The following is a 26,320-nucleotide window of genomic DNA, read 5'->3' as shown; positions in this document are numbered from 1 at the left end:
CTAATTGTTATTTAATTGTTGTTCAGTTTCTAAGGCTCTTTTGAAGAGAATATTATTTTCTAAATGAATGTGTTTGTGTAAATCTTCTTCGAAATCTTTCAGTAATGCAAAGGCAACCTTATATGAGTTACAGGCATCATTTGGTGGTGTGTAATTATTGGAAAGTGTTGCTATTTTTCTGAAACGTTCGCCTTCATCATCATGTTCTTCGTGCATCATACTGATAGGATTTTCTATAGTTCCAAATGGAGGAGTTGCGAGTTCAGCTTGATTTTTCTTTGCAACAGCAATTTTTTTGATAAAAGGAAAAAGAATAATTTCCTCCTTTTTCATATGCTTTGTTAAATCGCCAGCACTTTCGTTGAATAAAGTTCTAATTTCTAATAATTCAGGATGTTGATCACCATGAACTTTACAAATTTTATTTAGATACAACTGAATTTCTGGAATTTGCTTTTCAATATATAAATGATGATTTTGATAAATATAATCGGTCATGAAATCGAGTTCCCAATTTTGATAATCATCTTGTCTAGAAGTTTTACTTTCAACCATTAGAACCTCTGACAATAGTTTTTCCCAATCCAATTTTTTTTCGGCAGAAACTTCTGTAATCGTTCTATTTCCATTACAGCAAAAGTCAATATTATGTTGTTTAAATACGTTTGCTGTTTTATAATTATCAGCAACAATATCACTTACGAGAGTATTTTTGTTAATATCCATTTGTGTTATTTTTAGTGGATTAAATATTTATAAAATATAAAAGGATCTTTTTATCCTTTATTGTTTTAAATTTTTTTATGTCTTCAACCAAAAGATGTTCTTTTTAGTATCGGTAAATAAAATATCGTGCAATGTATTTTCTTCTAACATCTTCTTTAAGTTGTTTCTAATTTCAATAAATTTAAAGTGAAGTGGGCAAGGAGATTTATCATCACATTGTTTTAGTCCTAAACCACAACCTGTATAAATTTTGTCTCCATCCAAAAGGTTTACAATTTCACTTAATGTAATTTCTTTTAAGCGATGTTCTTCAATCATAAAACCGCCATACGGACCTTTGATAGAAGTTACGATGTGATTTCGTGTAAGTATTTGTAAAATTTTAGCGGTGAATGCTTCAGGAGAATTTATAGCACTTGCAATGGTTTTCAGTCCAACTTTAGTTTGTAAAGTGGATCGTTCTGCTATAAAAATAACAGCTCTTAAACCATATTCGCAAGATTTTGAAAACATACTCATGATATTATATGTGCAAAGATAGAAGTATTTTTCATAAAAGATAAAATTATCCGTTATAAAATTTTAAATTTAGTTTTTGAAAGAATTTTTATTCCTCAATCGTATGTTCAAAACTTAGCGTGAATGTTGTCAAACCATTTTCAGATTTAAAGAAAATATTTCCATCATGTGCTTCTACAATACTTTTTGTGAGTGTTAAACCAATTCCAGAACCATCTTTTCTCGTCGTAAAGTATGGAATGAAAATATTGTTTTTAATCTTTTTAGAAATCCCAATTCCGTTATCGGAAACGGTGAAATGTACACGGGCTTGGTCGGTTGTTAAATTAATTGTAATTGCTGGGTTTTCAGCTTCTTTCAACGCGTACATGCAATTGGAAATCAGGTTGATAATTACTTGCTCCAATTGTTGCTTGTCAGCAGAAATTAATACGTTTTCTTCTCGTTGAAAATTTAAACTGATACCATTTTCTTTGAATTCCTGCGCGAATAAATCCAACGTGTTTTTGATAGTTTCTGTAAAATTGACCTCTTTTCGATCAGGCAATGGCAATTCAGATAATTGACGATATGTATTGACAAAATTATTTAGGTGTAATGAACGCTTTTTGATAATTTTCAAACCTTGTGATAACTCTTCTAGCGTATCTTCGTCTGGCTCATCTTGTAATAAGGAATCTAAGTTTTCAGCCAAACTCGTAATTGGTGTAATCGTATTGATAATTTCATGTGACATCACAGTCATCAATTTATACCACGATTCTTTTTCTTTCTTATCAATTAATTGTTGAATCGTTTCCATCGTTACAATCAAATATTCAAATTCGTTTGTATGTGTCACCGAAGTTTTCAAGAAAAAAGATTCCAATTGATCATTTACCGTTAAGGAAATTGTATGTTTTACACGTTTCCATTTTTTGGAATCAATAATAGCAACCAATGGTGTAATTTTCTCCTTTAACAAGGTCCATTTATAAAATTTCGGAATCTTAAAAAAGTCTACAAATGCTTTATTTAATTGGAAAACTTCAATCTGTTCATTGCTATCCTTTCTAAGAATCAAAACACCAATCGTTAAGCTTTCAATGATGTTTGTAAAGATTAATTGTTCGGAAGTATGTTGCTGACTTTTTATTCTATATTTTGCTTGTAAAGCTGCTGTTTTTGCATGTAAACTATTCGAGCGTTTGTCAACAGAAATCATATTAGAGAAATCATCATGTAACAAACAATCAACAGTTTTTTCTACATCAACAAAGAGTTTTCGTAAATAATCAAAACATAAAAAAACTTGAAACAGTAATAATAAGGTAAACCCGAAACCATTAATTATATATCCTTTTTGAAAGAAATAAAAGATTAAAATCGCGTTAAGCGAAATCAAAAAAATGCGAATGCAGAGTTGTATATATACTTTTTTTCCCATTTACAATTGGTGTTTTTCTAAACGTCTGTACAAAGCAGCTCTTGTCAATCCTAAATCTTTGGCAGCTTTAGAGATATTTCCATGATGTTTGTCCAATGCTTGTTGAATGAGCATTTTTTCAGTTTCCTCTAAATTAAGTGTTACTGCTGTATTTGTGGTAACTTTTCGTGAAGAAAAATGTAAATCTTCAGCTTCAATACTTGTATTATCAGTAATAATTACTGCGCGTTCAATAATATGTTCTAGTTCGCGAATGTTTCCTGGCCAATTGTAATTTTTCAATGCTGTGAACGCAGTTGTTGAAATTGAAGTTAATTGTTTTCGGTAGCGCTGATTCAGTTTTTTGAGAAAGTGCGTTGCCAAAACTTCGATGTCTTCTGTACGATCTCGTAATGGAGGCAATTGTAATTCTATGGTATTAATTCTGAATAATAAATCTTGTCGAAATGTTTGTTCGTTTACCATTTCATGAATCGACGCGTTAGTAGCACAAATAATTCTTGCATCAATGATACGCTCGTTTCCTTCACCCAAACGTGTTACTTTTCTATTCTGAATTACCGTTAATAATTTTGATTGCAGATGCAAAGGCAAGTTTCCTATTTCATCTAAAAAAATTGTTCCGCCTGAAGCCAATTCAAAACGTCCTAATGTATCTTTTTGTGCATCAGTAAATGCTCCTTTTGCATACCCGAATAATTCACTTTCAAATAAATTTTCGTTTAATGCGCCTAAATCTACATGAATAAACGGATGATTTTTACGATTTGATTGCAAATGAATTTCTTTGGCAAACACGTATTTCCCTGTTCCGTTTTCTCCTAAGATTAACACATTTGCATCCGTAGGAGCAACTTTTTGAACCAAGTTGATTGCTTTTTTCATCGCAACCGAAGTTCCTATAATATGTTCAGTTTGCTGATGAAAATCTTTATCGAGTTGTTCTTGTACGGTTTCTAATTGTGTTGTTTTTCGTTTTGATCGTGCTAATTCAACACCAGCATTTACAATACTATATAACTTTTCTGTATTCCAAGGTTTCAAGATGAAATCTGTTGCGCCTAGCTTTATAGCTTCTACCGCTAAATGTACATTTCCGAAAGCCGTCATGAGAATTACGGTAGTTTCGGGACTGATTTTTTTAATATGTTGCAACCAATACAAACCTTCTTTTCCGTCTTCAAATCCAATACGATAATTCATATCGAGCAAAACCACATCAAACGTTTGTTCGGTAATATGATTCCCAATCTTTTTAGGATTATTGGTTGTGACAATTTCGGTAAAATATTTCTTCAAACTGATGCGTGCAGAAAATAAAATATCGTCATCATCATCTACAATTAATATAGAAGCTTCTTTTTTTCTCATAGTACATAGGTAGTAAGATGTTTGATAATGAACAAAAAAATGTTCGATAATGAACACTCTTAAAATCAAGTTATTTTGTAAAATACTGACAATGAGTATTTTAGATATTTATTAATTCATGGCACAACAATGGCATTCTACTTATCAGACAAAATAATTATAACGATGGACAAGCAAATTCAACCAAAAAATAAAAAAACAAAGCGCATGCTACTATGGGGAATTCCAATCGTGCTTTTAGTGAGTGTTATTTTAATGAATGCAACACGTAAGAAGCAAGTAAACTTAGGCAAAGACACTGTATCAATCAAAGAAGTTGTGAAAGGTGATTTTGAAGATGTATTATTATTTAATAGTACAGTTGAACCAAAAACCTCAGTAGTTATCAATGTGATTCAAGGTGGATCGGTTTCTGAAATTTTTGTAGAAAGCGGTCAAACGGTGAAAAAAGGAACACCTTTATTACGTGTGTACAATCCGAATGCTGAGTTGAATTATTTGACACAAGAAACAGCAATTGTAGAACAGATTAATAATTTGAGAAATATTCGTGTTTCAATTAAAAATCAACAATTAAATTTAGACGAACAATTATTAAGTATTGATAATGCTTATAAAAATGCAGAACGCAAATATGCTGTAGACGAACGTTTGTATGAAAAAGATGTGATTGCTAAAAATGATTATGAAAATTCTGAGCAAGAATATAAATTCCAGAAAGAACGTAACGAAGTTATTAAGCAAAAAGTTTCTTCAGAAAAAACCGATAGAAATGTACAATTGGCACGAATTAATGCTTCTGTTCAAAAGATGGAAGAAAGCTTAGAATTGCTACGTAAAAATAAAGAAAACTTTGTCTTAAAAGCACCTGTTGACGGTTTGTTGTCATCATTCAATCCTACATTAGGTCAAAATTATAATCAAGGAGAAAACGTTGGAAAGTTAGATGTGTTAGACGGTTATAAATTAACAGCTAAAGTTGACGAATATTATATTTCAAAATTACGTGAAGAAGTTAAGGGAACTGTAACTATAGACAATCAGAAATTACCAATTCGATTATCAAAAATTTATCCTGAAATTTTAAAAGGAGGTTTTCAAGTAGAGTTACAGTTTGAAACTGATTCTATTCCATCAGCAGTAAGACGCGGAATGTCATTGAAAAGTAAAATGTTTCTATCAAACAATAGCAAAGCCTTATTATTACCAAAGGGGTTATTCTATCAAAGTACCAATGGAAAATGGGTTTTTGTCTTAAACTCTGATAACAAAGCCGTAAAACGAACTGTAAAGATTGGACGTGAAAATCCTTTCTACTATGAAGTATTGGAAGGTTTGAAAGCAGGAGATCGCGTAATTACTTCAAGTTATGATGATTATAAAGAAATGGAAGAAATAAACTTAAACTAATTCAGCATGATTGTATTTGTATTTATCCTTGTAGAAAAGCTTGTCACATTATTTTAAATAATTTCTCTACACAAAATTCTTTTAGAATTTCATTAGAAGAAACGAATCAACAAAAAACGAATAACATAAAATCAGTTAATCAATTACTTCTCGATACAATTTTCTATTGAAAATCACTCGAAGTGACGAATTAACAAACAACAAAAACATATCAAATCAACAAACGAACAAAAAATAAAAAGAACATGATTACATTAACAGATTTAACGAAAGTTTACAGAACAGAAGAAGTTGAAACAACAGCAATTCACAAATTGAATTTAACCGTAAAGCAAGGTGAATTTGTTTCTATAATGGGAACTTCAGGTTGTGGAAAATCTACCTTATTAAACATCATCGGATTATTAGATGCTCCAAATAACGGAAGCTATTCTTTTGATGGAACAGAAGTTGCAAAATTTACAGAAAAACAACGTGCCTCCTTACGTAAGGCAAACATTGGATTCGTTTTTCAAAACTTCAACCTTATTGATGAACTTTCAGTATATGAAAACATTGAATTACCATTAATTTATAACAATGTAAAATCGAGCGAGCGCAAACAACGTGTTACAGAGATTATGGAACGTGTTGGAATTGCGCACAGAGCAAAACATTTTCCATTACAACTTTCTGGAGGACAACAACAACGTGTTGCCGTTGCAAGAGCTTTGGTAACGAATCCAAAGTTGATTTTAGCGGATGAGCCAACAGGGAATTTGGATAGTAAAAATGGTAATGAAGTCATGGAGTTATTAACAGAATTACATGCTTCGGGTTCTACAATTATTATGGTAACGCATTCGTCGTATGACGCAAAATTTTCTAGTAGAATTATCATGATGAAAGATGGCGAAATCATTTCTGAGAAAACAAACACACGTGACATTGATGTGTTAGTCGAGTAACAAAAGTTTAGCATTCATCAATCAAAAAACGACAATTATGTTACAGACTTGGATAAAATTATTTTTTAGAAATAGTAAAAAAAATTGGCTCAATTTGGTAGTCAATATCTCAGGATTAACGCTCGGATTTGCAGGCTTACTCATTGTATTATTATATTTCAATGACGAACTAAGTTACAACGACTGGAATCCTGATAAAGACGAAATATACAGAGTTGCTAATAAATCTCGCAGAAATGGAGTTTGGTTTTCGAGCACATCAGCAGAAGCAATCCTTTTTAAAAGTGACATTCCCGAAGTAGAAGAAACTGTATTAGTGTCTCCATTTTACAGGAGTCGTGTACTACTAGACGGACAAAAGAAAGTGTACACGGAGAAAATGACGCAGACGGAACCGAACTTTTTTGACTTTTTTCCATTTACAATTTTAGAAGGAAGCATTGCAAAATTTGCTGAAAACAGAAAGCATATTGCACTTTCAAAAACACTTGCAACTAAATTTTACGGAAAGCGAAATCCAATAGGAGAAATCGTAAAAATTGATGGTAATGATCTTATAATTACCTGTGTATATGAAGTTCCTGGGAACAGTCATTACGATCCAGAATTACTAATGCAGTTTAGTACACCTTTTGAATTGCATTGGGGAAATTTTCAAAACGAATTGTTCTGTAAATTAACAAAAGGCTCTGATATTGATGTAGTTCGACAGAAAATGAACAATGTTATTATTGATAAAAACATAAAGCCACAATTGGCTGAAAATAATATGACTTTAGCCGAAGTTAAAGAGAAGTATGGCATTATGGAAGTATTGTTGGAACAATTGAGCACAATTCGCTTACACCACAAAGCTAATTATGCTGGTCCAAGCGGAAAAGGAAATTATCAATTATTGTTGGTATTGTTGGGCTTGTCAATTTTATTGATTGTGATTTCATGTGTGAATTTTATCAATTTATCTACAGCTTCAGCGAGTCAGCGGGCAAAAGAAGTTGGTGTAAAGAAAACACTTGGTTTGTCTAAAAAACAACTCATCTTTCAGTATATATTTGAAATTTTACTACAAGGATTAGTAGCATTATTATTTGGGTTGATTTTGGTAGAATTCTTATTGCCATATTTCAATCAATTTATGGACAAAAACATTACAATCTTACATGGTGAAATTTTGTTGAAATTGATAGGAATTGCCATCATAACTTCAATTGTTATTGGAAGTATTCCTGCATTATATCTGGCAAATTTCAAAACGATTGAAGTATTAAAAGGAAACTTTTCAAGAAGTAAAAAAGGTGTCATTGCCCGAAACATTATGTTAGGTTTACAATTTTTAATCTCAGGATTTTTCTTGATTGGCGTATTGGTGATTTATAATCAAATGGCATTCATGATTCATAAAGATTTAGGGTTTTCAAAAGAGCAAACATTAGTTGTAGATGTATTTAATATCGGTGATGAGTATAAAAAGTACGAGTTGCTAAAAAATACAATGGCTTCTCATGAAAATATTTCAACAATTTCAACCAGTATGTTTGTGCCAGGTGATGGAAATGTAAATGGAACGAGTCTTAGATATAAAGATGAATCTTTCAATACGGCATCAAATACAATTGATCATAATTATATAGATTTTGCAAAACTAAACCTATTAAAAGGTAGAGCATTCTCAGAAGGATTTGCTTCTGATACTGTAACGAGTATTATTATAAATGAAACTGCAGCAAAGCGTTTAGGGATTTATAACGATCCAATTGGTAAAAATGTTCGTGTTGGTTGGCAATCTGATGAAGATACACGACAATTAGAAATTGTCGGAATGATTCAGGATTATCATTTTGATGGTTTTGATGTAAAAATAGATCCAATGTTTTTAATTCATTGGAAAACATTTCCAATGTCGAAAGCTTGGGTGAATGCGATACAGTTTAAAGTAAAATCTGAAAATATCTCTAAGACAATTGCTGATATTGAAGAATTCTGGAAAGAAAATATAGATGATAAATATCCATTCAAGTATAAGTTTTTAGATGAGCGGTTTGCAAAAACTTATGAAAAGTATCAAAAACAACAAACGATGTTTTTAATTCTATCAACCATTGTAATTATCATTTCATTACTAGGATTATTTGCCTTAGCTACTTTAACTATTCAACAACGATTAAAAGAAGTTGCTATTCGTAAAACACTTGGCGCATCCGTAAAAGAAATCATTTTCCAATTGGTAAAAAGTTTCTTGAAAATTACGCTAGTAGCGCTCGTATTCTTACTACCAATATCATATTACTTAATGCAAAATTGGCTCGATAACTTTGTCTATCGTATCGACATGCCAATTTGGCCATACATTGTAACGCCAGTTGTATTGTTGTTATTAGTGTTTGTAGTAGTAGGAATAAAGGCATTAAACGCCACAAAAATTGATTTAATCAAATACTTAAAATTCGAATAAAATGGTAAAGACTTGGCTAAAATTATTCTTTCGAAATAGTAAAAAGAACTGGTTAAACACCATTATAAATATTAGTGGTTTAACGCTTGGTTTGGTAGGATTGATCATTGTATTATTATACTATACTGACGAAAAAAGTTATGATCAATGGAACCCTGAAAAAGATGCTGTGTATAAAGTTGCTCACAAATGGGGCGATGGACAAATATATGATGATGCTACAGATCCTGAAGGAGAAGCTGTAAAAGAAATTGTTCCTGAAGTGTTGGATTATTGCGCAATACATTCTGGGTATAACAGTCAAATATTACGCTACAAAGATAAATCTGTTTACGAAACAAAAATTGGTAGAGCGAATGCAAACTTTTTTGAATTTTTCCCACATGAAATTATAAAAGGAGATGCAAAAACTATTTTGGCAACAAAAACAGCAATTGCACTTTCTACAACATTAGAAAAACAATTATTTGGCGAAAATGAATCTATAGGAAAAACCATTAGATATGGGAAAAGAGAATATATGGTCACTGGTGTATACAAACTGTCAAAGCCTTCTGTATATATGCCAAATGCGATATTGCAAAAACCAATTACTACAAATACAAATTGGGGAGCATATAGTTCATTTACATTTTACAAGCTCCAAAAAGAAGCTGATATAGCCGCTGTAGAGAAAAAAATACACGCTTTATATGTTGATAATTATTATAAAGAAGAAGCTGCCGAACAAGGAATTTCGGTAGACGAATATGTGTCCATGCAAGGTTCTATTCCAATCTTAGAAAACTTAGTTGATTTACGTTTACACGGAAAAGGTGACGATGGCATGATAGAAGGAAAAGGAAACTATTTGTTGTTAATGATCATGTTGAGTTTGTCAATTTTAATTATCGTAATTTCTAGTATAAATTTCATCAATTTATCCATTGCTTCGGCAAGTCAACGTGCTAAAGAAGTTGGCGTCAAAAAAACACTTGGAGTTTCTAAAATAGGATTGCAATTACAATTCATTTTAGAGATTATAGTACAAGGAATCATCTCTGTATTTTTAGCGTTGATTGTTGTAGAATTATTGTTACCAATATTCAATACCTTTATTAATAAAGATTTATCGTTACAAAGTTTTGAAATCATTCTACAAGTAGGATTGTTGGCAATTGCAATTTCAATAATTATCGGTTTCATTACCGCATTATATATTTCTAACTTTAAAACAATTAGTGTATTAAAAGGAAACTTTTCAAGAAGTGGACACATGATTTTTGTGCGAAATCTGATGTTAGGATTACAATTCGTTATTTCTGGGTTTTTCTTTATTGGCGGTTTAATTGTGTTTGCGCAAGTAAGTTATATGAGTTCGAAAGATTTAGGGTTTTCGGGAGAAGAAATTTTAGTGGTAGAATTTAATGATACACAAAAGAGTAGAACTAAGCAATATAAGTTGATCAAAAGTGTTTTTGGAAGCAACTCGAATATTGAAGGCATTTCGTCTACATTTTTAATACCTGGAGATGACAATGATATTTCGTTAGATGTAACCTATAAGGACATGGTGGTTGATACTAAATTTATTCCGCTCGATTTTGGTCATTTGGAAATGATCAACACAAAAATTGCAAAAGGAAGATACTTATCAGAAGACTTTGCTTCGGATACTATTAACAGTTTAGTTTTCAATGAAACGGCTGTAAAACGCTTAGGAATTCAAGATCCGATTAATAAAATAGTAGAAGCAAATGATAAAAAATTTAAAATTGTTGGCGTCGTAAAAGATTATCACATCGAAGGGTTAGATAAGGAAATCCGTCCAATGTTTTATACTTATTTTACAGGTTTTCGTTGGGTAAGAGGCGCAATGAGTACGGTTCAATTCAAAGTGAAACCTGGAAGAAAACAAGAAGCATTAGCAGAAATTGAACGTTTTTGGACAACTGAATTAGAACCTGGTTTTCCGTTTTCATTCTACTACTTAGATCAACACTTTAATAAAACACATGACATTTATAAAAAGCAACAAACCTTGTTTTTCATTCTGACATTAGTAGTCATTTTTATAGCATTACTTGGGTTATTTGCATTAGCAACCTTAACTATTCAGCAACGATTAAAAGAAGTTGCTATTCGTAAAACATTAGGAGCTTCTGTAAAACAAATCATTATTCAATTGGTAAAAAGCTTTATCAAAATTACAGGAATTGCAGTTGTCGTGCTTATTCCGATAGCATATTACTTAATGCAAAACTGGTTAAATAATTTTGCATATAGAATTGAAATGCCAATATGGCCATTTATTATTGCGCCAATCGTATTAATACTATTAGTTTTTATAGTAGTTGGAATAAAAGCATTGAATGCAACAAAAGTAGATTTAATCAAATACTTAAAATTCGAATAATATGATAAAGACTTGGTTAAAATTATTTTTTCGAAATAGTAAAAAGAATTGGCTCAACTTACTAGTCAATATCTCAGGATTAACACTTGGTTTTGCGGGCTTATTAGTTGTGTTATTGTATTTCAATGATGAATTAAGTTATAATAGACTTAATCCTGAAAGAAACGAAATATTCAGGGTAATACATAAAATGTCTGATGGCGAAATTTGGTCAACAAGTACGAATGTAGAAGGGACAAAGTATAAAGAGGATATTCCAGAAATTAAAGATTATTATTTAAGCAATAGTTGGTATGATAATACATTGGCTAAAGTAAATGGTAAGCAGATATACACTAAAGGTATACTAGAAGGAACACCAAATTTCTTTGATTTTTTTCCTTTCAAAATTATTGAAGGAAATACAACTACATTTAAACAAGCAAGAAATACTATTGCACTTTCACAGAAACAAGCCAACATCTTTTTTGGGAATGAATCTGTCATTGGGAAATCTATAAATTTATCAAATAGAATATTTACAGTCACCACAGTTTATAAAATTGAAGGAAAACATTACTTCATGCCTGAAATGGTTATCCAGTATGAAAAACAATTTTCAGCTGGTCATTGGGGTAATTTTTCGAAAACGTTATTTGTAAAGACAATTGAAAATCCAGAAATCGTGGATTTAGAAGAAAAGGCTACGGCGGTTTGGTATCAAAATGAAGTATTGCCTTCATCGAAAAAAGAAGGAATCACTCCAGAAGAATTTCTAGAGAAGTATGGTACGACTCCCGTTTTTGAATCTCTTACAGACATTCGGTTAGAAACCATTTCTGATGATGCTGGCCCAGAAGGCAGTGGAAATTACCAATTGATACTTATCATGTTATCACTATCAATTTTGTTAATTATAATTTCTTGTGTAAATTTTATAAACCTGTCAATAGCTTCAGCAACACAAAGAGCAAAAGAAGTTGGCGTGAAGAAAACATTTGGTTTGTCTAAAGGAGCTTTAATTAGGCAATACACATTAGAAATAGTATTTCAAAGCTTTATCGCATTTATTCTTTCATTGTTACTAGTGGAATTTATTCTGCCATATTTTAATGATTTTATGAATAAAGAAATTTCAATCTTAGAGATAGATTTATTGATTAAAGTTGGATTATTGGCTATTCTAATTTCATTATTTATTGGAAGTATTCATGCAATATATTTATCTAACTTTAAATCGGTAGAAGTCTTAAAAGGTAACATTTCAAGAAGTAAAAAGGGTGTTTTTGCCAGAAACACAATGCTAGGATTTCAATTTTTGATTTCAGGTTTTTTCCTTACGGGATCTATCATTATTAATATGCAAGTTGGGTACATGGTAGCGAAAGATTTAGGTTTTAAAGGAGATCAAGTGGTGATGGTTTCCATGAATAAACGCAATGATCGATATAAAAATTATTTGCTAGCAAAAAATGAACTGATAAAGCATCCAAATATTGAAACGATTACTAGTAACTCTTTCATTATTGGAGGCGGAAGTTCAAACTCAACGAACTTTAATTACAAAGATATTTCTGTTCAAACAAACGCAAATTCAATAGACTATAATTACTTAGATGTGATGAATATAAAGCTTGTAAAAGGAAGAGTATTGCGAGAAGAAATAGCATCAGATACAACAAAAAATATATTAATCAATGAGACTTTAGCCAAAGCTTTACATATTTATGATGATCCAATCGGGAAAAAATTAAGCGCGGGTTTTCAAGGTGATAATAACGATGGCAAAAATTTAGAAGTAGTTGGTATGGTAAAAGATTATCATGTTACAGGTTTAGATGGTAAAATACCGCCAACAGTATTTATGCATTGGAACAGTTTTGATTGGATGAAACAAAATTTTTGGACAATTCAATTCAAAATAAAACCAAATAATGTTGAACAAACATTAGGTTTTATTGAAGATTATTGGAAAGAAAATATAGAGCAAGGATATCCTTTTAACCCAATATTTGTTAATAAACGTTTTGCAAGAACGTATAAAAAATATCAAAAACAACAAACGCTATTTTTTATACTGACAAGTATTGTAATTATCATTTCATTACTTGGTTTGTTTGCGTTGGCTACACTAACCATTCAGCAACGCTTAAAGGAAGTTGCCATACGGAAAACATTAGGAGCATCTATCAAAGAAATTATGTATGAACTCGTAAAGAGTTTTTTAAAAATTACAATCATCGCTTCTGTTATTTTAATTCCAATAGCCTATTATTTTATGCAAAACTGGCTTGACAATTTTGTGTATCGTATCGATATGCCAATTTGGCCATACATTGCAACACCAATTGTATTAGTATTACTTGTGTTTATTGTTGTTGGTGCAAAAGCATACTATGCTACAAAAGTGGATTTGATCCAATATTTAAAGTTTGAATAATAAAAAGTTTATACACAATATATATTCATAAGACATGAAGTTCGTCTAGTTTTATAAAATGATGTAGAAAAACTGAACCTTGGTTTGTTTTTTCTACATCTATATGATGTATTAGAATAGAATCAAATTAGTTTAGTATTTGAGTTGCAACAGCACATTAGTACCATTAAAGAAGCAATTAATATTCTTATAATTTTCAAATAAAATATAGAATTAGTAGTATCTATTTATAAAGACGGCGAAAAGAGAAGAATGGTTCCTGAAAATCTTTTTTTATAGATAAATTATCAAACTACGTATAAACCCTTGATTTTAAAATGCGTATTTGTGCTACTTTCAAATACGCGTTTTATATTGTAAGTTTGGTAAAACTGACTAAAAACCATATATAATGTCAACTTCAGACCCTACACCTAAGACGCCAAAACAAAACGAGGCGCAACCAAAAACGCCAACGCCAAAAGCAAGAATACCAAAAACACCAGCTCCGCAAGGAGTTCATAAAGGTGTTTCTGATGAACTCATGACAAAAATCAAGGAGGAATTGGAAAGCATGCTTTCGTTTGCAATGAGCAATGGAAGAGTGATAAACACGGAACTAAATCCTTTGATTGAAAGTAACAACTTAGATGATTTGATCAATGCGCATAATATTTTATCAAAAAATATTGCACCAGCGACGCCAAAATCAATCAAATATTTAAGAATATTAAACTCTCATGATAATGAAAAATCATTATTTAGTAAACTTCCCATCATTCGAAATTTAATTATACTAGCCATAGTCTTCTTAATCCTTTTTATAGGTACTTCTTTATCAGATCAAGTGAATAATGAATCGTTAGCAAAAGGCGTCTTGGATAATGATGGAAAATCTTTATTACTTAATATTCTATTCTTATGTGCTACATCAGGTTTAGGAGTTGTCTTTTACTTACTAAAAAGTGTGAGTGAAGGAATTCAAAAAGGGACATTAATGCCTGAACAATCTATTTATTATGTAGGATTGATTGTATTAGGAATTATGTCAGGATTAATTTTATCAGAAGTTGTATCGACATATAATACTGGAAAAAGCCTGACTGTTTTCAATAATTGTGTACTAGCGCTCGTTGGAGGGTTTTCTTCAGATGCTATTTTTACAGTTTTACAAGGAATTATCAATAAAATAAAAGCTGTTTTTACTTCAGACAACGACTAAATTTTTAAACAAAATATCATGAAACTAATTATAAAAAGTATTCTAACAATAGGAATCTTTATTGGAGTTGTGTCTTGTGCTTCCATTCCAGCATCTACAGCAACATTATCACAAGAAGTTATTGCTGAAGCAGGCGCAATGCATAAACTAAATTTAGCATTGGTACAGCAATTATTTGATGAACGAAAAAATAAAGTAGACGATTTTATCAACAACCAATACATTCCAGCATTTTCTAAGAATTTTGAAGCAAAAATTCCAGCAGGGACTGATGTTGCAAGTGAATTACCAAATATTTTAAAAAGTGTGATGCCTGTCATCAGTAGAAAACGAGATTCGCTACATAGCTTACTAGATGCACAACAAAATGAAATAGTTGCTTCACTAAATACAAGTTATGCTTCTTATCAACAAGCAAGTAGTACATTACAAAACCTGATAAGTTCAGCAGTAAAACTAAAAGCATCTGAAACAAATGCCATAGCACAAGTGCAAAAACTTGCAAATACAAATATTGACGTCAGTAAAATAGAAAGTCATTTAGACAGTTTATTAATCAAAACTGGAAATGGATTTGATAAATTACTAAACGTAAAATCAGCAATAAACGGTAACAACTAAAACAAAGAATTTATGAGTGATATAGATTGGGATAGCCTAGCAAATCAGGCAGCAACACAGACAGATGCACAATTTAATACAACAATTGCAAGTTTGACACGAATGAATATTACTGAGATTGACACCTTTATAAAAGAAAGTAGTATTTCTAATGCAAATGCAATCAAAGTATTACAAGAAATTAATAATGCAACAGCTTCAAACAATGCAAAAGCAGACGCCATAGCTAATATAGATAATGGTGTAGGTTTCCTAGTAAGCCTAGCAAATAAAATTGTTTAAAACATAAAATAATTTGAAATAAAGAAAGCAATAACATATGTATATGTTGTTGCTTTTTTCTTTTATAAAAAATCTATGAGAATTTTCTGTTCAGTTTGTATTTATTAAATTAGATGTTTAAAAATGTAACAAATCATATGCAAATACGTTTTTATTCATCAAAGAATGAGTTTGTAAAACATAATAGATATAAAATGAAAAATAGAGGAATGTTTTTACTGTTATTTCTAGTTAGTATATCAATTTATGCACAATCAACAGATTCATTACTAACTAAAAAAGAGATATTTAAAAGTTTGGATTTAGTAGAAATACAAGCTAATAATGATGCTTTTGATTTTTACAATGTAGATTTGTTGAAAAATAAATTGCTGTTTTCTTCTTATAATGAAACAACAAAATTGAATGATTCCTATTTGATAAATAACGAAGAATATGTGTATTCTAAATCAAATATGCTATTAGATAACAATTTTAGAAACCTAAAAATAGATTCTTATAATCCATACGGGGTTTCTAATGTTAAATCAGCACTGGTCTTAGGTGTTGTGGGAGAGTTTTTAAATAAAATTCAAAAATAGACTTACCTTTTTTTACGCTATTTATATGTAAACTTACCTATAAAAACTAGAGTAATATTCTTTTATAATTTTTCACTATTGAGGATTCTTTTAGGTGAGTAAAAAAGATATCAAACAGTTAGCAGAGATTTGTTAATAAATTTTATGTAAGGAATTCAGATAAAAAGCTACTTTTGTTAAAAAGCGTTTAATAATTAGAATAAATAATATGTCAGATACTCAACAAGCATTAGATTGCTTAATCATAGGAAGTGGACCTGCAGGATATACTGCAGCTATTTACGCAGCAAGAGCCGATATGAATCCTGTAATGTACACAGGAATGGAACCAGGAGGACAGTTAACAACAACAACAGAAGTTGATAACTTTCCAGGATATCCACAAGGAACTGATGGAACTGCTATGATGGAAGATTTGAAAAATCAAGCAACTCGTTTTGGTACGGATGTTCGTTTTGGATATGCAACTCGTGTAGATTTTTCAACAGAAGTTGGCGGAATTCACAAAGTATATATTGATGATGGAAATGGAGAACAAGAATTCTTAGCAAAAACAGTTGTTATTTCAACTGGAGCTTCTGCAAAATATTTAGGATTAGAAAGTGAAGAACGTTTAAAAGGTGGTGGCGTTTCTGCGTGTGCTACATGTGACGGATTCTTCTACAAAGGACAAGATGTAATTGTTGTTGGTGGAGGAGATACTGCTGCCGAAGAAGCTACATACTTAGCAAAACTTTGTAAAAAAGTGACGATGTTAGTTCGTAAAGATGAAATGAGAGCTAGTAAAGCAATGCAACATCGTGTAAACAATACCGAAAATTTGGATGTACTTTACAATAGTGAACTAGATGAGGTATTAGGAAATATGGTTGTTGAAGGTGTAAGAGTTGTAAACAATCAAACGCAAAAGAAACACGAAATTGAAGTAACTGGAGTTTTTATTGCTATTGGACATAAACCAAATACAGACATGTTTAAAGAAATTTTAGACATGGATGAAACAGGGTATTTAATCACAGGAGCAAAATCTACAAAAACAAACATTCCAGGAGTTTTTGCTGCCGGAGATGTACAGGATAAAGAATACAGACAAGCAATTACTGCCGCTGGAACTGGATGTATGGCAGCATTGGATGCAGAACGTTACTTATCTTCTGTAGAAGATATGGTTGAAGCATAAACAATAAAAAATAGTAGCATATAAAAAAGCGCGTTGAATATACATTCAGCGCGCTTTTAGCTTTTTTAGTTGGTTTGGGTATGGGTATTTTTTTGGTTGTGATTATTTTTTATGAACGCCGCCTCCAGAAACTGACTTGTTTTTAGTAACTGATTCAGGGTTTCCGTAATAGTGAATGTCACCACCACTAGAAGTATTTGCGACTAATACATCAGAAGTATAGACTGTAATATCTGCACCACTACTTACAGAAGCATCGCATGATTTTACTTCTAGACCTTTAGCCTGAATATCACTTCCGCTACTTGCATCCGCTTTTAGTGAATCGGCAGTTCCAGAAATTTTAATATCTGCTCCACTTGATGTTGAACAAGAAACCGATTCGGCTTTTACTTCAATCTTAACATCGGCGCCACTATTACTCTTAACTTGTAAATTTTCGGCAACTAAAACATCTGTAGAATATACATCAGCACCACTGGTACTAACAATTTTATCGATGATAGGTAAACTTACATATACTTTTTTTGATTTTGCTCTTCCAATATTTTCTTTTGCGTGAATAGTAAGTACACCATTATCAATATCAGTAGCAATTAATGAAATAATATTTTCGTCAGCTTCAACTTCAATAGAAGCAGTATTACTTTGTGTAATATAAACGTCTAAACCTTCTGAAGCTTTAATTTTTGTGAAATCTTCGTCTGTGTCTCTTTCTTCAGAAACTACATTTCCGTTTCCAACTTTTCCTGAATTGAAATTTAAATCGAAATTACAGGAACTTACTAATAAGCCAACAATGGCAATGGTGATAAATCGAGCGATGGTGATCATAATTTAATATTTTAGTGATTGATGATTATTTATTTTTAGCAGTAAAAAAACTGCTATACAGATGACAAGTGTTGTTGGAATTCCAACAAAAGTACTTGCATATATCCATTCGTTTGGTAAACTGTGTATAGGATAAAGATACGCAATAACGCTACCAACAAACAATCCAACTATTAAAACTGTGATGAGCAGTTTTAATAGTACATATATGGATTGTGAAGTGTTCATTTTTGATTGATGAATTTTATTTAATTATTATTTAATGTGTCTGCCTTAATGCTTCCACTATCAATTTTGATATTATTGTTTTCTTTTTCTTTGTTCTTTTTAGTAATGACTTTAGTTGTTTCGTCATCGTCTTTCTTTAACTTTTTAATATCGTCAGTACAATCAAGACAGATAAGTTCGTCGTCAATTACTTTTAAATAATGCTTCTCTTGTCCAGTATCTAAAATATCTCCTCCTTTTCTTGAATAATTTTGATGATATGATCGTGTGTTTTTATCAGCATATAAAATTGTTCCTTTTGGTAAATACACAGTAATTTCTACCTTTTGTTGGTTATGTCTATCATTCGGGTCAAACAAGAAATATCCATTCAATTTCAATGTATTATCTTCAAAGATATATTCATAATCAATATTACGTGCTCTATCTTTTGCTTGATCGTACGATGCGCCACCAGCAGATTTGTTAATCTTTATGCGAGCATTTTCACTTTCAGATTGCTTCACAGTTAATCGTATTGCTGATGAATATAAAATTTCATTATCATTCTGATCGTATACTCTTTCATAGTCATTAAAATCTCTGTACAGGCGAACATCATAATAATCATTACCAACCATTTTTAGCTTCAATGTATCATTTGCTTTAATTGATAATTCGGATCTCGTATTTACAGATGCATCTACACTTCGATGCATGGCTGCGTTTGATGCTATAATTGCTGCTGAAATAAGTGCGCCAATCCATAAGATAACCATGGCAATTTTTGCAGGTGTTCCAATTGATTTAGAGTTCTTAACTAATATCTTTATTCCTAAAATAAATAATGCAAATGCAGGAATTCCAAATATTAATAATATTAATAGCCCAAAAGTCCATCTAGGAATTTCACTAATCATTCCTAAATCTTGATAATGAAACAATCTATCATTCATGACTATATTATTAAAGTCAAAGAAACTAATACTGATAGATCCAAAAATAATTCCGATCAATAATGATGCAGCGGTAATAATAAAAATAACTCCAAAAAGTTTGGCGAAAATCTTTAAGATTATCATTAAGATATCTCCTAAAGAGTCAAAGAAGGAAGAAGCTCCGCTTTTGGCTTTTTTGCCAACTTCGTCGAAGTTTACATCTGTTAATCGTTCTTGAACATCATCAAACCCTTCTTTGATTTTTTTTTCTATGTTGGTGATGTTCGCTGGCTTTCCCGCCATTGCTAGTTTTTCAGAAGTTGTATTTGCCTTTGGAATAATGAACCATAAAATGATATACACTAAAATTGGCGATCCAGCTGTTATGAAAACTAAGATCAAAGCAAGAATACGAATCCATAAAGAATCAATTCCAAAATACTGTCCAAAACCTGCACATACTCCACCTAAAAATTTGTTGTCATAATCTCTATACAACTTTCTATAGGTGCTATTTTGACGATACCCACTAGATCGTGGATTGTCTTCAAAAATTTCGTCGTCTACTAAGTAATCTTCTGGTTGTCCCATAATTTCAATTACTTCCTCAACTTCTTTCATTCCAATAACTTGGCGCTCACTTTGAAGGCGTTCTGAAAACAGTTCGGCAACTCTAGCTTCAATGTCAGAGATAATTTCATCTCTACCTTGCGAATCGGTAAAAGAACGTTTGATAGCGTTTATATATCGCTGTAGATTGTTATATGCGTCTTCATCAATATGAAAAAACATATTTGCTAAATTTATATTGATTGTCTTATTCATTAGTTGTATTTTTTTGGCGTGTTACGAGTGATACGGCATTTTGTAAATTGTCCCAAGTGGTGTTCAGTTCTTTAAGAAATAATTGTCCTGTTTCTGTTAATCCATAATATTTTCTTGGTGGTCCAGAAGTTGACTCTTCCCAGCGATAACTTAATAATCCAGCATTTTTTAACCTTGTTAGTAGTGGATAAATTGTTCCTTCTACAACAAGCATCTTTGCGTCTTTCAACGTGCCAAGTATTTCGGCTACATATGCATCTTGATCTCGCAAGATGGACAAAATGCAATACTCTAACACACCTTTACGCATTTGTGCTTTTGTGTTTTCTATCTTCATGTTTTCATGTGTCTTTTAATGATATTGTTCGTTTTTTGATTGATGATGATTGATTGATGATGATGATTGATTGATGATATTTTTTATTTGATGAATCGGAATGTAAAAGGATATGTATAATGCTCACCTTCATTTGCTTTCATAGCTGCAATAATTGTATATGCAATATTTACAGCAAACAATAACAAATGTCCAAGTCCAGCTAAAATTCCAATAAAAGAAGCGTGATGTAAATAAAATCCATCGCTAAAATTAATGTTGATGTTATTAAAATGGAAAAAATCCCATGTGTTGAAATGATGCATTCCAAAAATAAAACTAACTGGAAATAGAAGCATTGCACCTGCAATTCTATAGCATAATAAGCTAAGTTGAAAATTTAAAACTTCTTTTCCGTGGTGATCTATAAAATTAGATTCCTTTTTATAGATAGACCAAAATATGATCGGAACTATAAAATTTCCTAAAGGAAAAAAGTACTTACTAAAAGCGGCTACATGTAAAACTGTAGCGACATTTTTTTGATGTTTTGTGATTGCAGAGTCCATTACCTATTATTTTCTTATACAAATATATGGTTAAAAAAAGGTATTATGCAAAACATAGTACTAAAATTTAACAAAATTTAACATTTGATGTTGTGGAAAATTATAGGAAAGGAAGAGGTGTTTTGGATACAATCTATATGTTTATCCCAGTATTTATAGTGTTTGTCACTCTATACTGAGGTTTTGTAAAACATCACTTGTAACTGTTTGATTATAAATAGTGAATATGTTGTTTTGGACTATTGTTAACGTAAAAATCATTTAAACATGAAACTAAAAACATTAGAAATATTCAGAATTAGCAAAAAATCACAAAGAAAAATAGTAGCAGGAATGCCTTCAACTCAAGCACCCAATACACAAGCTCCAATTACAGATCCATGCGTAAGCTTAGCATGTATAGAAGCGGAAGAAGAAAGTCACAATGCAAATAGTTAGACAATAAAATTGCAATAGTAATTTTAAACACAACTATTTTCATAAAATAATTAGAAAGGAATTGACAATTTTTTAGAAGCTATAAACTCTACAGGTCAATTTCTTTCTTTTTTGATATAATTAATACTTACTTTCCGTAAGTGAATGTATTTTTTTGTAATTTGCTATGCGTGCATAAAATATAATTCATGAAACTGACTCCATCAAAAATTAATAAATTTCTATTATTCAAACTTCCATCTGCATACTTTTCTGGTGTGCGATTAAAAGAAATCTCCGAAGATGAAGCAACGGTAACTGTAAAGCATCGTTGGATCAATCAAAATCCTTTCAAATCATTATACTGGGCAACACAAGGAATGGCTTCCGAACTGGCAACAGGTGTTTTGGTAATTCAAGGAATTGAAACTTCAGGAAAAAAAATATCAATGCTTGTTCGATCACAGAAAGGAACATTTACTAAAAAGGCTACTGGACGAATTCGATTTATATGTAAAGACGGTAATAAAGTAACAGAAGCTATAAACAAAGCAATCGAAACTGGCGAAGGACAAAGCCTTACTTTATATGCTGAAGGATTTGATGAAGCTGGTGAAAGTGTTTCTAATTTTGAATACGAATGGGGAATTAAACTAAAAAAGAAAAAGTAAGTGTAACAAACACCGTTTTTTTACATCTAATACATAGCAATCAAAAAACTACATAAAATGACATCACACGAAATTGACTATGAAATATACGGAGCAGAAATGCAATACGTAGAAATAGAACTCGATCCACAAGAAGCCGTTGTCGCGGAAGCTGGAAGTTTTATGATGATGGATGACGGAATTAGCATGAATACCATTTTTGGAGATGGATCAAATCAAGAAAAAGGAATTCTAGGAAAACTGTTCTCCGCTGGAAAACGAATCTTAACAGGCGAAAGTTTATTTATGACTTCTTTCCTAAACAATAGTAGTTTCGGAGTTCGTAAAGTAAGTTTCGCATCACCATACCCGGGAAAAATTATTCCAATTGACTTAACAGACTATAGAGGAAAGTTCATCTGCCAAAAAGATGCATTTCTTTGTGCAGCAAAAGGTGTAACTGTCGGAATAGAATTCTCGAAAAAATTAGGCCGTGGACTTTTTGGTGGTGAAGGTTTCATCATGCAAAAACTAGAAGGAGACGGAATGGCATTTGTAAATGCAGGTGGAACGATGGCTCGAAAAGAATTAGCACCAGGAGAAACTATTAGAGTTGACACAGGTTGTATTGTTGGGTTTACACAAGATGTAGATTACGATATCGAATTTATTGGCGGCATCAAAAATACCATCTTTGGTGGTGAAGGTTTATTCTTTGCAACCTTAAAAGGACCTGGAATTGTATATATACAGTCCTTACCATTTAGTCGTTTGGCAGGAAGAATATTATCATCGATTCCAAGAGGCGGAAACAGTAAAGGAGAAGGAAGTATCTTAGGAAGTATCGGTGATTTATTTGACGGAGATAATAACTTCTAAGAAGTATATACATCATAAAATAGTAAGCGTTAATTATCGAATTACAAATTGTAATCCGATAATTAACGCTTTTTTTATATTATTTTTGGTAAAGCAAAATACATTATAAAGAATAAAACAACCATAAATCTATGTAGAGTTAGGCACAATTTATAAATTACGAGATGTATACATTTGCTGACATTAATTAAGTATATATATTACATCAAAATTGATTTTAAACCTTAAAAAAGAAAATAACTAGACCAAAATCTACTACATGAAAAAAACCTACTTAGTACTTTCATTGTTTTTCCTTATACAATGGAGTCAAGCTCAAATTGTAAACATTCCAGATGCTAATTTTAAAAATTACTTACTTACCGAAATTCTTATAGATACAGATAATGACTTTTTTTGGGACAGTACAATAGATCTGAATAATGATGGAGAAATTCAAGAATCAGAAGCTTTATTACTAACTTCCTTATACATCCCAAATAGGTCAATAGCATCTTTAGAAGGGATTGAGTATTTTACGAATTTGGAAGAGCTAGTCTGTTCTAGAAACCCAATTCCAAGTTTATCAGTTCCCAATAATGTGAACTTGAAAACGATCTCTTATAGTAATTCTTTTTCTGATTTTTCTCTTACTTCTGTAGATGTTTCACAAAATGTAAATCTTGAATATTTAAATATATCAGGTAATGATCAAATTAGTACGTTAGATGTAAGTCAAAATGTAAACTTAGAAAATTTAAGTATTAGTGGATGTAATTTTACTTCTATTGATGTTTCACAAAACATGCAACTAAGAGAATTTAATTGTAATGGGAATTCCTTGACGAATATAGATGTAAGTCAGAATTTAGAACTAAAGGAATTATCTTGTAATTCTAACCCGTTAAACACAATTGACGTCACACAAAACGTAGATTTAGAATCATTAAGTTGTGTATCCAGTTTGCTTACTAATCTAGATGTTACACAAAACCCAAGACTCAGAACTTTAAATATAGGGTATAATGATATTTTGAATATTGATCTTTCTCAAAACCCAAATCTACAATCATTTGATTGTCCTTTTACTTTATTAACGACTCTTGATTTTACTCAAAACCCGAATTTAAAATATTTGGACTGTGAGAATAATAGTTTTACAACATTAGATTTATCTCAAAACTTAAATCTGGAAGAACTTAATTGTTTTGAAAACTCATTAACAACCTTAGATTTAAGTCAAAATATAAACCTAAAACGAATTAATTGTAGTAATAATTTATTAACCAGTTTAGATGTATCAGATAATAGTAACCTTACAAATTTAACCTGTGATGATAATCTATTACAAAGTATAACTACAGCCGGAGCTACTAATCTTATAAATTTGAAATGTAATAATAATTCATTGACAGCTATAAATATTACCGCAAATACAAATTTGAAATATTTACAATGTAATAATAATTCATTGACGCAATTAGATTTGAGTCAAAACAGTGATCTTTTAGATATAGAATGTAATGATAATTCGTTAATTACATTAGATGCAAGTCAAAATCCACGTCTTGATGATATAGAATGTTACAATAATCAACTTGAATATTTAAATATAAAAAATGGAATCAACTCTAGTATTTATGAAGTTATTTTTTATAACAATCCAACGTTAGAATTCATCTGTGTAGATCAAGGTGAATTAGCAGTAATATCAGCAAATATTAGTGTGCCAGCTAATGCTATTGTGAGTACATATTGTTCTTTTACGCCAGGTGGCGAATATACAACTGTGCAAGGAACAGCAACATTAGATTTAGATACAAATGGCTGCGATATGAGCGATGCTATTTTTCCAAGTATGGAATATCAAATTACAAATGGTTCCTCTACAGGAATAGTGATCGCAGATGCAACTGGTGATTATTCAATTTACTTATCTGATGAAGATTCATACACGATTACACCACAACTAGAAAATCCAACGTATTTTACTGTCTCACCAACTTCTTTAACAATAGATACTTCCACAGCATCAAATCCTACAATACAAGATTTTTGTATTACTCCAAACGGAACACATAACGATGTTGAGGTCACAATAGTTCCTGTAGAAGAAGCACGTCCAGGTTTTGATGCTCCATATCAAATTACATATAAAAATAAAGGAACAACTACACGTTCAGGAACTGTACAACTTACGTTTGATGATGATTTGATGGATTTAGTTACATCGAATCCAATGTCTGATGTACAAGCTTTAAATTCACTTACGTGGAATTATACAAACCTAACACCATTTGAATCTCGTACAATTACTTTTACGATGAACATAAATACGCCAACGGACGTTCCAGCGGTGAACGGTAATGATATTTTAAATTATGAAGTGATGATAACTCCAACAGGAGATGATGAAACTCCTGATGATAACGTACTAGTTTTACAGCAAACGGTTGTCAATTCGTTTGATCCAAACGATATCACATGTTTAGAAGGCGAAACTGTGACTACAGATTATATAAATAAATATGTACACTACATGATTCGTTTTGAAAATACAGGAACTGCTTCGGCGGTAAATGTTATTGTAACAGATGTAATTGATGAAACGAAATTTGATGTTAGCACATTAACTCCAACAACGTCAAGTCATGCAATGGTGACAAACATAAAAAATACAAATGAAGTAGAATTTATCTTTGAAAACATCAACTTACCTTTTGATGATGCTTCAAGCGATGGATATTTAGTATTTAAAATAAAAACCTTAGCAAGTTTGGTAGAAAATGATGTTTTTGAAAATCAAGCAAACATCTTTTTCGATTTCAATGTGCCAATTGCTACCAATACGGCATCCACTTTAATCTCAAATCCGTTAAGTATTTCTGAGGAAAATCTTGCGGAAGCAGCAATTACGCTCTATCCAAATCCTGCAAAAGAAATGATTCATGTTACAGCGAATGAACCAATAGAAAAGTTAGAATTGCATACAATAGAAGGAAGGCGTATTCAAACAAAAATTAATGCATCGACAAGTTTTTCAAACACGATAGATGTATCATCTTTGCCAGCAGGAATTTACCTTATGAATATTACTACAACAAAAGGTAAGGCAATGAAGAAAATAGTAAAACAATAAGTTCTGATTTTGTTAAAGTTTTGTTTAGGAAGTATAA

23 protein-coding genes are annotated in these 26,320 nt (G+C 31.2%); 14 read left to right on the top strand and 9 right to left on the bottom strand.

All coding sequences use genetic code 11. The features are described 5' to 3' along the window. The 4 genes from ric to ACUUYC_RS24075 all read right to left on the bottom strand — a co-directional run bounded on the left by ric (position 1) and on the right by ACUUYC_RS24075 (position 4,042). Positions 1-726 carry an iron-sulfur cluster repair di-iron protein gene (gene ric / locus ACUUYC_RS24090; protein WP_474270143.1) on the bottom strand — a complete coding sequence of 242 codons (726 nt, stop codon included), beginning with the start codon at positions 724-726 and terminating at the stop codon, positions 1-3. Positions 727-801: 75 nt separating this feature from the next. After that, complete coding sequence (locus ACUUYC_RS24085; protein WP_474270142.1) at positions 802-1,239, bottom strand: RrF2 family transcriptional regulator; 438 nt, start codon at positions 1,237-1,239, stop codon at positions 802-804. A gap of 94 nt (positions 1,240-1,333) precedes the next feature. Further along, complete coding sequence (locus ACUUYC_RS24080) at positions 1,334-2,671, bottom strand: sensor histidine kinase (RefSeq protein ID WP_474270141.1); 1,338 nt, start codon at positions 2,669-2,671, stop codon at positions 1,334-1,336. After that, entirely contained in the window at positions 2,672-4,042 is a 1,371-nt protein-coding gene (locus ACUUYC_RS24075) for a sigma-54-dependent transcriptional regulator (RefSeq protein WP_474270139.1), read from the bottom strand. It abuts the gene before it with no gap. A gap of 165 nt (positions 4,043-4,207) precedes the next feature. On the opposite strand from ACUUYC_RS24075, the gene ACUUYC_RS24070 reads away from it, so the two are divergent. The 10 genes from ACUUYC_RS24070 to trxB all read left to right on the top strand — a co-directional run bounded on the left by ACUUYC_RS24070 (position 4,208) and on the right by trxB (position 17,530). After that, positions 4,208-5,452: an efflux RND transporter periplasmic adaptor subunit gene (locus ACUUYC_RS24070; protein ID WP_474270138.1), complete on the top strand. Its 1,245-nt coding sequence runs from the start codon at positions 4,208-4,210 to the stop codon at positions 5,450-5,452. A gap of 245 nt (positions 5,453-5,697) precedes the next feature. Beyond that, entirely contained in the window at positions 5,698-6,399 is a 702-nt protein-coding gene (locus ACUUYC_RS24065; RefSeq protein ID WP_474270135.1) for an ABC transporter ATP-binding protein, read from the top strand. Between the two features lie 37 nt (positions 6,400-6,436). Further along, entirely contained in the window at positions 6,437-8,851 is a 2,415-nt protein-coding gene (locus ACUUYC_RS24060) for an ABC transporter permease (protein ID WP_474270133.1), read from the top strand. Between the two features lies 1 nt (position 8,852). Beyond that, on the top strand, positions 8,853-11,246 hold the full coding sequence (locus tag ACUUYC_RS24055) for an ABC transporter permease (RefSeq protein WP_474270130.1): 2,394 nt from the start codon (positions 8,853-8,855) through the stop codon (positions 11,244-11,246). Between the two features lies 1 nt (position 11,247). Further along, a complete protein-coding gene (locus ACUUYC_RS24050; RefSeq protein ID WP_474270127.1) occupies positions 11,248-13,665 on the top strand; it encodes an ABC transporter permease in 2,418 nt (805 codons plus the stop codon). A gap of 391 nt (positions 13,666-14,056) precedes the next feature. Beyond that, positions 14,057-14,866, top strand: coding sequence for a hypothetical protein (locus tag ACUUYC_RS24045; protein WP_474270125.1), 810 nt, complete (start codon positions 14,057-14,059; stop codon positions 14,864-14,866). Between the two features lie 18 nt (positions 14,867-14,884). Further along, entirely contained in the window at positions 14,885-15,487 is a 603-nt protein-coding gene (locus ACUUYC_RS24040; protein ID WP_474270122.1) for a hypothetical protein, read from the top strand. 12 nt (positions 15,488-15,499) lie between these two features. Further along, positions 15,500-15,769, top strand: coding sequence for a hypothetical protein (locus ACUUYC_RS24035; RefSeq protein WP_474270120.1), 270 nt, complete (start codon positions 15,500-15,502; stop codon positions 15,767-15,769). Between the two features lie 194 nt (positions 15,770-15,963). Beyond that, positions 15,964-16,350 carry a hypothetical protein gene (locus tag ACUUYC_RS24030; protein ID WP_474270118.1) on the top strand — a complete coding sequence of 129 codons (387 nt, stop codon included), beginning with the start codon at positions 15,964-15,966 and terminating at the stop codon, positions 16,348-16,350. Positions 16,351-16,558: 208 nt separating this feature from the next. Next, positions 16,559-17,530 carry a thioredoxin-disulfide reductase gene (gene trxB / locus ACUUYC_RS24025; protein WP_474270116.1) on the top strand — a complete coding sequence of 324 codons (972 nt, stop codon included), beginning with the start codon at positions 16,559-16,561 and terminating at the stop codon, positions 17,528-17,530. Positions 17,531-17,632: 102 nt separating this feature from the next. Here trxB and ACUUYC_RS24020 read toward each other — a convergent pair whose 3' ends face one another. The 5 genes from ACUUYC_RS24020 to ACUUYC_RS24000 all read right to left on the bottom strand — a co-directional run bounded on the left by ACUUYC_RS24020 (position 17,633) and on the right by ACUUYC_RS24000 (position 21,219). Further along, positions 17,633-18,364, bottom strand: coding sequence for a head GIN domain-containing protein (locus ACUUYC_RS24020; RefSeq protein WP_474270115.1), 732 nt, complete (start codon positions 18,362-18,364; stop codon positions 17,633-17,635). Positions 18,365-18,367: 3 nt separating this feature from the next. Next, positions 18,368-18,592 carry a hypothetical protein gene (locus ACUUYC_RS24015; RefSeq protein WP_474270114.1) on the bottom strand — a complete coding sequence of 75 codons (225 nt, stop codon included), beginning with the start codon at positions 18,590-18,592 and terminating at the stop codon, positions 18,368-18,370. A gap of 20 nt (positions 18,593-18,612) precedes the next feature. Further along, complete coding sequence (locus tag ACUUYC_RS24010) at positions 18,613-20,334, bottom strand: PspC domain-containing protein (protein ID WP_474270112.1); 1,722 nt, start codon at positions 20,332-20,334, stop codon at positions 18,613-18,615. Then, positions 20,327-20,671, bottom strand: a complete 345-nt coding sequence (locus ACUUYC_RS24005; RefSeq protein ID WP_474270111.1) for a PadR family transcriptional regulator — start codon at positions 20,669-20,671, stop codon at positions 20,327-20,329. Before ACUUYC_RS24005 ends, ACUUYC_RS24010 begins: the two co-directional genes overlap by 8 nt. Before the next feature lie 83 nt (positions 20,672-20,754). Continuing rightward, the gene (locus ACUUYC_RS24000; RefSeq protein ID WP_474270108.1) at positions 20,755-21,219 is read right to left on the bottom strand and encodes a DUF4870 domain-containing protein; all 465 of its coding nucleotides are present in this window, start codon (positions 21,217-21,219) and stop codon (positions 20,755-20,757) included. Between the two features lie 267 nt (positions 21,220-21,486). Between ACUUYC_RS24000 and ACUUYC_RS23995 the strand changes: the two genes are divergently transcribed. From ACUUYC_RS23995 to ACUUYC_RS23980, 4 genes are all read left to right on the top strand, one after another. Continuing rightward, positions 21,487-21,657, top strand: coding sequence for a hypothetical protein (locus ACUUYC_RS23995; protein ID WP_474270106.1), 171 nt, complete (start codon positions 21,487-21,489; stop codon positions 21,655-21,657). 188 nt (positions 21,658-21,845) lie between these two features. After that, positions 21,846-22,307: a DUF4442 domain-containing protein gene (locus ACUUYC_RS23990; RefSeq protein WP_474270103.1), complete on the top strand. Its 462-nt coding sequence runs from the start codon at positions 21,846-21,848 to the stop codon at positions 22,305-22,307. A 57-nt stretch (positions 22,308-22,364) separates the two neighbouring features. Continuing rightward, positions 22,365-23,165, top strand: coding sequence for a TIGR00266 family protein (locus ACUUYC_RS23985; protein ID WP_474270101.1), 801 nt, complete (start codon positions 22,365-22,367; stop codon positions 23,163-23,165). A 259-nt stretch (positions 23,166-23,424) separates the two neighbouring features. After that, entirely contained in the window at positions 23,425-26,283 is a 2,859-nt protein-coding gene (locus tag ACUUYC_RS23980) for a DUF7619 domain-containing protein (RefSeq protein WP_474270099.1), read from the top strand. Positions 26,284-26,320: the final 37 nt, after the last annotated feature.

This window comes from Kordia sp. E, assembly GCF_056033805.1.
The sequence above is the reverse complement of the archived record's forward strand: the minus strand, read 5'-3'. Positions and strand labels throughout refer to the sequence as shown.